General features: G+C 49.1%; 10 protein-coding genes and 1 rRNA gene. 5 read left to right on the top strand and 6 right to left on the bottom strand.

Annotated features, from left to right (window positions below):
- Nucleotides 1-63, bottom strand: a 16S ribosomal RNA gene (locus tag GW579_RS19245); the annotation flags it as partial.
- A 524-nt stretch (nucleotides 64-587) separates the two neighbouring features.
- Between GW579_RS19245 and GW579_RS19240 the strand changes: the two genes are divergently transcribed.
- Nucleotides 588-1,127: a gamma carbonic anhydrase family protein gene (locus GW579_RS19240; RefSeq protein ID WP_165061161.1), complete on the top strand. Its 540-nt coding sequence runs from the start codon at nucleotides 588-590 to the stop codon at nucleotides 1,125-1,127.
- Between the two features lie 49 nt (nucleotides 1,128-1,176).
- Here the strand turns inward: GW579_RS19240 and aroE are convergent, their stop codons facing one another.
- Genes aroE through dprA form a run of 5 tightly spaced genes read right to left on the bottom strand, consistent with a single transcriptional unit; the run spans nucleotide 1,177 to nucleotide 4,769 of the window.
- The gene (gene aroE, locus GW579_RS19235; RefSeq protein WP_165061158.1) at nucleotides 1,177-1,995 is read right to left on the bottom strand and encodes a shikimate dehydrogenase; all 819 of its coding nucleotides are present in this window, start codon (nucleotides 1,993-1,995) and stop codon (nucleotides 1,177-1,179) included.
- A gap of 12 nt (nucleotides 1,996-2,007) precedes the next feature.
- Nucleotides 2,008-2,577 (bottom strand): L-threonylcarbamoyladenylate synthase type 1 TsaC, encoded by a 570-nt coding sequence (tsaC, locus tag GW579_RS19230; RefSeq protein ID WP_165061155.1) that lies wholly within the window; start codon nucleotides 2,575-2,577, stop codon nucleotides 2,008-2,010.
- Nucleotides 2,570-3,130, bottom strand: coding sequence for a DNA topoisomerase family protein (locus GW579_RS19225; RefSeq protein WP_152327221.1), 561 nt, complete (start codon nucleotides 3,128-3,130; stop codon nucleotides 2,570-2,572). Before GW579_RS19225 ends, tsaC begins: the two co-directional genes overlap by 8 nt.
- Before the next feature lie 24 nt (nucleotides 3,131-3,154).
- Complete coding sequence (locus tag GW579_RS19220; protein WP_101080124.1) at nucleotides 3,155-3,628, bottom strand: DUF494 family protein; 474 nt, start codon at nucleotides 3,626-3,628, stop codon at nucleotides 3,155-3,157.
- Nucleotides 3,600-4,769 (bottom strand): DNA-protecting protein DprA, encoded by a 1,170-nt coding sequence (dprA, locus tag GW579_RS19215; RefSeq protein WP_165061152.1) that lies wholly within the window; start codon nucleotides 4,767-4,769, stop codon nucleotides 3,600-3,602. The genes GW579_RS19220 and dprA overlap by 29 nt, the downstream gene beginning before the upstream one ends.
- Before the next feature lie 128 nt (nucleotides 4,770-4,897).
- Between dprA and def the strand changes: the two genes are divergently transcribed.
- The 4 genes from def (at nucleotide 4,898) to trkA (ending at nucleotide 9,172) form a co-directional block, all read left to right on the top strand.
- On the top strand, nucleotides 4,898-5,410 hold the full coding sequence (def, locus tag GW579_RS19210; protein ID WP_101080126.1) for a peptide deformylase: 513 nt from the start codon (nucleotides 4,898-4,900) through the stop codon (nucleotides 5,408-5,410).
- A 1-nt stretch (nucleotide 5,411) separates the two neighbouring features.
- Nucleotides 5,412-6,371, top strand: coding sequence for a methionyl-tRNA formyltransferase (gene fmt / locus GW579_RS19205; RefSeq protein WP_338105861.1), 960 nt, complete (start codon nucleotides 5,412-5,414; stop codon nucleotides 6,369-6,371).
- 74 nt (nucleotides 6,372-6,445) lie between these two features.
- Nucleotides 6,446-7,735: a 16S rRNA (cytosine(967)-C(5))-methyltransferase RsmB gene (gene rsmB, locus GW579_RS19200; protein ID WP_165061146.1), complete on the top strand. Its 1,290-nt coding sequence runs from the start codon at nucleotides 6,446-6,448 to the stop codon at nucleotides 7,733-7,735.
- A 60-nt stretch (nucleotides 7,736-7,795) separates the two neighbouring features.
- A complete protein-coding gene (gene trkA / locus GW579_RS19195) occupies nucleotides 7,796-9,172 on the top strand; it encodes a Trk system potassium transporter TrkA (RefSeq protein WP_165061143.1) in 1,377 nt (458 codons plus the stop codon).
- Nucleotides 9,173-9,231 lie beyond the last annotated feature (59 nt).

The following is a 9,231-nucleotide window of genomic DNA, read 5'->3' as shown; positions in this document are numbered from 1 at the left end:
GACTTGCATGTGTTAGGCCTGCCGCCAGCGTTCAATCTGAGCCATGATCAAACTCTTCAATTAAAAGTTCGATTTGCTTAAACACGTTAAGCGGTGCTCAAAGTTTACTTTCGTAATAATTCAACTAAATGAATTACTGCTTGGTCACTCTAAGACTTGATATTTTTTGCCACCGAAGTGGCTGATATCGTCTTGTGAGTGCCCACACAGATTGTCTGATAAATTGTTAAAGAGCAGTGAGTTACGCGCTTTCGCTTGCTAACTCGAGGTGGCGTATATTACGCTTTCCTCATTCAGTGTCAACCGTTTATTTTATCCGGTTGCCGCTGTTTTTAATCTTTCCGACCCGGTCACTTCGTGATGTTGTTCACGTCGTTCCCTGTCGATGGAGCGGCATTATAGGGATCCGAATTTTTTGCACAAGCCTTTTTTTGAATAAAAGGATCGACTGCGTATTTTTCGACCCTTTCGCCGTGATCTCGTCCGATCCGCTGGTTTTGTCACCGTTCTTATCGCCTCTGAATTGGTATTTCCCGCAGCCAGGACTATATTGCCAAGGTTAAAACTCAATTATGAGGTACTTACCTATGTCTCAGGCTTTGCGCCTTTATCAAGGATTAGCGCCAACATTGGGCGAAAGGGTGATGGTGGATCCTTCCAGTGTTGTTATCGGAGATGTCGATCTCGCGGATGATGTCAGTATCTGGCCGCTGGTTGTCATACGCGGTGATGTAAATAGTGTGTCGGTAGGTTGCAGATCGAATGTGCAGGATGGCAGCGTGCTGCATGTGACTCATCAGTCCCGCCAGAATCCTGAAGGGCACCCTCTTATTATTGGCGAAGACGTCACGGTCGGGCATAAAGCAATGCTGCATGGTTGTACGATCGGAAGCCGGGTTCTGGTAGGAATGGGATCCATACTGCTGGATGGAGCGATCATAGAAGATGATGTAATGATTGGCGCAGGAAGTCTGGTTCCCCCAGGAAAGCGGCTCGAAAGCGGCTATCTCTATTTAGGAAGCCCGGTTAAGCAGATCCGCGAACTGACCGCCGATGAACTTGCGGGGCTGACCTACTCTTCAAATAACTATGTCACATGGAAAGATGTCTATCTGGCGAGTAAATAGTTAATGAGCCTGGACAACGTATTCAACAAGGCTGTTCAGGCTCTTTCAGTTATCCCAGTAAATCTTGTTTTAACTGCGCCAGCACAGGCTCTATTTCTGGCATAACACCGTGCCATAAATAGAAAGCATGAGCGGCCTGTCCCACCAGCATTCCCAAACCATCAGCATAATGCGTCACACCGTTGCCTTTGGCCCAGCAAAGAAAAGGTGTCAGACCGGCCTGATAATACATATCGTAAACGCGCGTCTGTGCAGTGAAAACCTGCTCAGAGATTGCCGGGATTTCACCATTAATACCTGATGCCGTCGCATTGATAATCAGATCGAATTTCTCGCTGGCCAGTTCGCTGAACGCAAGAGCCCGGATCTCACCTTTGCTCTCGAATATATGACTGAGATGTTGTGCACGTTCAAAAGTACGGTTGGTAACGACAACGGAGCATCCGTAGGATAAAAGCGGAAGGATCACTCCACGCGCAGCTCCACCAGCGCCTATCAGCAATACCCGATCGCCGGGCTGAATAAGCGCCAGACGTTCCAGATCGCTCAACATTCCTATTCCGTCGGTGTTATCCCCGAGCAATCTTCCGTCTTCAAGTTTTTTGAGAGTATTTACAGCGCCAGACATCGCCGCACGGTCAGTCAGTTCATCTGACTCAGCAAATGCCCGCTCTTTGAAAGGCACAGTAATGTTTGCCCCGTTGGCTCCCTTTTCAAAAAAGGATCGCAGCGTTTCTTCAAAATCTTCATTTGACGCAAGCATCGTTCCATAACTGTGTTCAAGCCCTGTCTGGCTGGCAAACAATGCATGAATACGGGGGGATTTGCTGTGACTGATTGGATTACCGAATACCGCGAAAGATGGCATGACTTTCGTTCCTTAGCCTTGACGAATGAGATCGCCGGTGAGGGCATCCCTGATTTCAGATGGGTTTTCTCTTCCACCCACCTGGCCGTTGAGCACTGGGAAATCCTCACCAAACTGGAGACGGACTTCATCAGCCAATCGGCAAGGTTCCTGACCATTCAGATTCGCGCTGGTAGAAACCAACGGTTTTCCAAATTGCTGGCAGAGCTCTTTAACCCGCGGATGATCGGTTACGCGGACCGCCAGCGACGAGAAGCGCCCTGTCAGCCAGTCAGGCGTTGAGGGTTTTGCAGGCATCACCCAGGTCACCGGTCCAGGCCAAAACGACAAGATATGTTCGAGTTGCTGATGGGTTAATGATGAATCATCAATATAAGGGAGAAGTTGCTGATAGTTATCGGCGATTAAAATCAGCCCTTTATCTTTAGGACGTTTTTTAAGAGCCAAAAGAGACTCAACCGCCTGCTCGCTGTCAGGATCACAACCTAACCCGAATACGGCCTCAGTCGGATAAGCGATAACCTGCTGTTGATGTAATGCTTCAATTACCTTTGCAAGTGAGTTTTCTGCTTCTTTATTCATTTTCTTCGTTATCTTTTATTTCTACGGCTTTGCCGCACAGTTTACTGGCACAAAATAGTTTTATACCCTGCGCCGTTTTCTTTTCCATCAATAAAGGATATTGGCAGTGCACGCACTCGCCGGCAACGGGCTTATTATTGATGGCAAACTGGCAGTCCGGGTAGCGGTCGCAGGCGTGAAAAACCTTACCAAAGCGAGACTTACGCTGCAGCAGATGTCCTTTGCCGCATTGCGGACAACTGAGGCTGGTTTCTTCGGGTTTATCGATGACTTCAATATGGTCGCATTCCGGATACTCGCTGCACCCGATAAACATCCCATAACGTCCCTGGCGAAGCACCAGCGTGGCGCTGCATTTGGGACATAACTGCCCGTCCAGGATTTTCACAATATGTCCGTCGGCCTGTGATTTCAGGGGGCGGATATATTCGCACTGTGGATAGGATGAACAGCTGAGAAAAGGGCCGTGGCGACCACTACGGATCACCAGATCGGCCCCGCATTCCGGACAGGATTCATTTTGCTTTTCAGCAAAAAGTGCTGCTTTTGTCATATGTTACGTTTTACCTGTTATCTCTTAATGCAGATAACCTTCATTAACTTCAAATAACAGCTCTTCCATTTGCTGATATGCACTTTCATATCCGGGAATATTAAAAAGAACCATCAGCACCACCCACTTAAGATCCTCAAGATCGAATTCTTCAGTGTCCAGAGCCATAACACGATCGATTACCATTTCACGGGTATCGAAGTTTAAAACCTTTATCTGTTCCAGGAACAACAAAAAGCCACGACAACTGCTATCTAAACGGCTCGTTTCCTCGTCGGTGTAAACACGTAATGCTGAAGGATCTGAATCCAGCATATAAGATGGGGTTCCACCCTCTTGCATATCCGCAAGTTTTTCAAGCCAATTCAGCGCATTGTGAATATCGGCCCGGTGAAAACCAGCCTCGGTCAAGTCATCCGTTAACCTATCCTCGTCAACATTCATCTCCGCTTCGTTGTGAATGTAAGTTTCAAATAAGTACATTAGTACGTCGAACATGGCTTGCCCTCTTAATTCGGACATAGCCGCCGGATACAGCTGCGATCCATCCTGCTAACTCCAGCTCGAGTAGTTTACCTACCACTTCTGGCACAGGTTGGCCGGCACGTTCGGCGACGACGTCAACAGATGTCACCTCATATTCTACGTTAGCCAACACATCAGCAAATGGCAATTCAACTTCGCATTCTTGTGCACAAATAATCGCCTCTGACGCCTTTGGTGGCTTATCTCGGGGTGCTTTTGACAGTTCGGGGATTCGCAGAGTCGGAAACCAGGTTAAGCCGCTTCCAATATGCTCGGCAATATCATTAGGCTCAGTAACCAGGTAAGCGCCCTGTTGGATAAGCCAGTGAGTTCCTTCTGACGTCGGGCTGCCTAGTGGGCCGGGCAAAGCAAAAACTTCTCGGCCCTGTTCAAGTGCATAACGGGCTGTGATCAACGACCCGCTGCGCAACGTTGCTTCCACAACCAGAACACCCGCGCTGAGACCACTGATAATGCGGTTCCGGCGCGGAAAGTTGGCCGCAAGTGGCGGCGCAGTCACCAGATGCTCAGAAACCAGGGTCCCGCCTTGCTCAAGAATACTGTCGGCTAACATCAAATGACGAGATGGATAACGCTTCATCAGCCCGCTGCCAAGAACGGCGATAGTTTTTCCCTGTGCCTGTAATGTTGCTTTATGACTAATTCCATCAATTCCCATCGCAAGCCCGCTCGTCACGGTAAAACCGCTGCTTACCAGCCCGCCGGCAAAAACCTGTGCATATTGTTCACCGTAATGGGAGTAGTGACGGCTTCCCACCATTGCTATTTGAGGAGATAACAGCAAATCCGGATTACCTTCGACGAACAAAATCAATGGCGGGGACGGAATCTGCGCTAACAAAGGCGGGTAGAGCGCACAGCCAAATGTGACAAGATATCGACTATCCCCTTCCAGCCAGTTTAGCGACGCGGATAGCCATTGCTGATTGATATTCCTGAAATCTTCTATTTGCTCCGCGGTAAGGCCGCACGAGAATAATTCAGAAGGGCCATAATGCCCCTGGCAGAAGAGTGCCCGAATTATGCCTTCGGCATGGGCAGCATCAAGGCGCCTGACGGCTGATAAACGTATCCATACTTCCTGTAATGTCATTATCCTGCCTCTGTTCAATGCCTTTCGACGAAGGATTCAATTGGCAGAGGATGCTGTCAATCGGAGCAGGAAATGTCTAGAATAGAGTCTATATATCTTCAATCAATTGAATAAAGATCCAGAAAAATATGTCCGTATTACAGATATTACATTTCCCAGACGAGCGGCTTCGCATTACTGCAAAACCGGTCAAAGAAGTTAACGCCGAAATTCAGCAGATCGTGGATGATATGTTTGAAACCATGTATGCAGAAGAAGGCATTGGCCTGGCTGCGACTCAGGTAGACATTCATCAACGTATTATCGTTATCGATGTCTCTGAAAATCGCGACGAACGCCTGGTTCTCATCAATCCTGAGCTGCTGGAAAAAAGCGGCGAAACCGGTATTGAAGAAGGCTGCCTGTCGATCCCTGATCAACGTGCGCTGGTGCCGCGCGCTGAGAAAGTGAAAGTCCGCGCTCTGGATCGGGAGGGTAAAACCTTCGAGCTGGAAGCTGATGACTTACTGGCGATTTGCATCCAGCATGAAATGGATCATCTGGTGGGTAAATTATTCGTGGATTACTTGTCACCACTGAAACGTCAGCGTATTCGCCAGAAGATGGAAAAAATGGCCAAGCTGAACGCGCGGGCTGACTAATATTCGAGTAACACAGGACACTGCTTTGCGGATTATATTTGCCGGTACCCCAGACTTCGCAGCGCGTCATCTTGACGCGCTTTTGTCATCAGAACATCAGGTTGTGGGTGTATTTACCCAACCCGACCGCCCGGCCGGCCGTGGTAATAAGCTGACTGCAAGCCCGGTAAAAACGCTGGCACTTGCTCATGATATTCCCGTGTTTCAGCCGAAATCTTTGCGCCCTGAAGAAAACCAGTCACTGGTGTCCGATTTGGAAGCTGATGTGATGGTGGTCGTAGCTTATGGCCTGATTCTCCCTAAAGCTGTGCTGGATATGCCTAAACTGGGCTGCATTAACGTGCACGGTTCCCTGTTGCCACGCTGGCGTGGTGCCGCGCCGATTCAGCGTTCCTTGTGGGCTGGCGATGCTAAAACCGGTATCACTATCATGCAGATGGATGTGGGTCTGGATACCGGCGACATGCTGCATAAAGTGGAATGTGACATTCTTCCAGAAGATACCAGTGCATCCCTGTACAACAAACTGGCTGAGCTCGGCCCGGAAGGTATGCTTGAAACGCTCGGGCTGCTGGCGAACGGCACGGCTCAACCAGAAGTTCAGAACGAAGAACTCGTTACGTACGCTGAAAAGCTGAGCAAAGAGGAGGCACGCTTAGACTGGACGCTTTCCGCAGACCAGCTGGAACGTTGTATACGTGCATTTAATCCGTGGCCTGTCAGTTTCTTTACGATTGACGACCAGCCCGTAAAAGTCTGGTCAGCTGAAAGTTTGCCTGCAAGCCATAGCACCCTGCCCGGCACCATTGTTTCTGCAGATAAAAAGGGGATCCAGGTTGCTACGTCTGACGGCATCCTGAATATCACCCAGTTGCAACCTTCAGGTAAAAAAGCAATGTCCGCACAGGACTTGCTGAACTCTCGTCGTGAATGGTTTATCGAAGGCTCTCGTTTAGCCTGACCCTTCCGACTACGCCCGATATTTCGTCGGGCCTTACCTTTCTGATAATGCTGATCCATTCAGCCATTTGAACAATGAAAACAGCCTATAATCTTCGTAGTATTGCAGCTCAAGCCATCAGTCAGGTTTTAGATAAAGGCCTGTCATTGTCGACGGTCCTTCCCGGTTTGCAGAAAAATATTTCAGAAAAAGATCGCGGATTATTGCAGGAATTATGTTTCGGCACTCTGAGGGTATTGCCTCAGCTCGAATGGTGCCTGCAACAACTCATGGCAAAACCGTTGACGGGAAAGCAACGGACACTGCATTACTTACTGATGGTTGGCCTGTATCAGCTAACTCATACGCGTATTCCCGCTCACGCAGTGTTAGCTGAAACTGTTGATGGCGCTGTGGCACTAAAGCGCCCTCAGCTAAAAGGTCTGATCAACGGCGTTCTCCGGCAGTTCCAGCGTCAGCAGGAAGAATTGCTGCAACGTATGGCCAATAATGACAGCCGCTATCTCCATCCGAGCTGGCTTCTTAATCGTCTTAAGAAAGCCTATCCCGACGCCTGGGAAAGCATTGTTGATGCGAATAATCAAAGGCCGCCTATGTGGCTACGCGTAAACCGCATGCACAATACCCGCGACGATTATCTTCGACTGTTGAATGAAGCGCAGATTGAAGCGGTTCCACATCCTGAATATTCCGATGCACTGCGTCTGATCACGCCTTGTCAGGTCAGTCTGCTCCCAGGATTTTCAGAAGGATGGGTGACGGTTCAGGACGCTTCTGCACAAGGCAGCGTTGATCTGCTGGATCCGCAGGATGGCGAGATGATCCTCGATTTGTGCTGCGCGCCTGGCGGTAAAACGACCCACATACTGGAGGCCGCGCCTAAATCTCATGTGCTGGCTGTGGACGTGGATGAACAACGTCTGAAGCGTGTTCATGAGAATCTGCAGCGTTTAAAACTTAATGCGGAAGTGAAGCAAGGCGATGGACGTGAGCCACAGGCCTGGGCTGGCGAGCGTATCTTTGACCGCATTCTGCTGGATGCACCGTGCTCGGCGACCGGCGTTATCCGCCGGCATCCCGACATAAAGTGGCTACGCAGAGACAGCGATATTACTGAGCTGGCAGGCTTGCAAAAAGAGATCCTGGAAGCCGTCTGGCCACGCCTTAAAAGCAAGGGTGTAATGGTTTACGCAACATGCTCAGTTTTGCCCGAAGAAAATTGCCTGCAAATAGCGGAATTTCTTAAATCTCACCCGGATGCGACGCTAGTTGAGACCGGCACGAGGGAAAAACCAGGCAGACAAAACCTTCCACACGCCGATGACGGCGATGGCTTCTATTACGCTAAACTGATCAAAAGCTGATTGTTTACTATTAATGCTACTTATTCAGGCTGAAATCTTCGAAGCCAAGCAGAGAGTCATATGAAAATAATAATTCTCGGGGCCGGACAGGTTGGTGGAACACTCGCTGAAAATCTGGTGGGTGAAAACAATGACATTACCGTTGTCGATACCAACACCGTCCGGTTACGTCAGCTTCAGGACAAATTTGACCTGCGCGTTGTGCAGGGACATGGCTCTCACCCACGCGTACTCCGCGAAGCCGGAGCTGAAGATGCCGATATGTTGGTGGCGGTGACTAATTCGGACGAAACCAACATGGTGGCATGTCAGATTGCGTATTCGCTTTTCAATACCCCAAACCGCATCGCACGCATTCGCTCCACGGAATATATCCGTGAATCCGAAAAGCTTTTCAGTCCAGAAGCTGTGCCGATTGACCATCTGATTTCGCCTGAGCAACTAGTTACCGATTACATCTACAAATTAATCGAATATCCGGGTGCATTACAGGTTGTGAACTTTGCAGAAGGGAAAGTGAGCATTGCCGCAGTTAAAGCCTATTATGGCGGTCCGCTGGTAGGTAATGCACTCTCTTCAATGCGTGAACACATGCCGCACATCGAAACTCGCGTTGCAGCCATTTTCCGCCAGGACCGCCCGATTCGCCCGCAGGGTTCAACCATTATTGAAGCAGGTGATGAAGTGTTCTTTGTTGCCGCCTCTCAGCACATCCGTGCGGTTATGAGCGAACTTCAACGGCTGGAAAAACCATATAAGCGGATCATGATTGTCGGTGGGGGCAATGTGGGTGCCGGACTGGCACAAAAGCTTGAGAAGAATTACAGCGTAAAACTGATAGAACGCGATCAGCAGCGGGCAGCTGAACTGGCCGAGTTGCTGCAAGACACGATTGTTTTCTACGGCGATGCCTCTGATCAGGAATTGTTAGCAGAAGAACATATTGAACAAGTTGATGTGTTTATTGCGATTACTAATGATGATGAAGCAAACATCATGTCGGCGATGCTTGCAAAACGTATGGGCGCCAAAAAAGCGATGGTTCTCATTCAGCGCAGTGCGTACGTGGATTTGGTGCAAGGCAGCGTGATTGATATTGCGATTTCACCTCAGCAGGCGACGATTTCGGCACTGCTTGGGCACGTCAGAAAAGCAGATATCGTCAGCGTTTCGTCATTACGCCGTGGTGTAGCCGAAGCTATTGAGGCGATTGCACATGGCGATGAGACCACCTCTAAAGTTGTTGGTCGTACGGTAGAGCAAATTAAATTGCCGCCAGGTACGACTATCGGCGCGATCGTCCGTGGGAATGACGTCATCATTGCTAATGGAAATAGCAGAATCCAACAAGGTGATCATGTGGTGATGTTCATTACAGATAAGAAATTTGTCAGGGATGTGGAACGTTTGTTCCAACCTAGCCCGTTCTTCTTATAAATTGATGAATTGCCGAAAATATATGGCGTTAAGCAGGATTCAGTAGAGAACTTTTGTAG

The organism is Rahnella contaminans (assembly GCF_011065485.1).
Classification (GTDB): domain Bacteria; phylum Pseudomonadota; class Gammaproteobacteria; order Enterobacterales; family Enterobacteriaceae; genus Rahnella; species Rahnella contaminans.
Note: the sequence above shows the minus strand (reverse complement) of the source record. Positions and strands in the feature narration are given on the sequence as shown.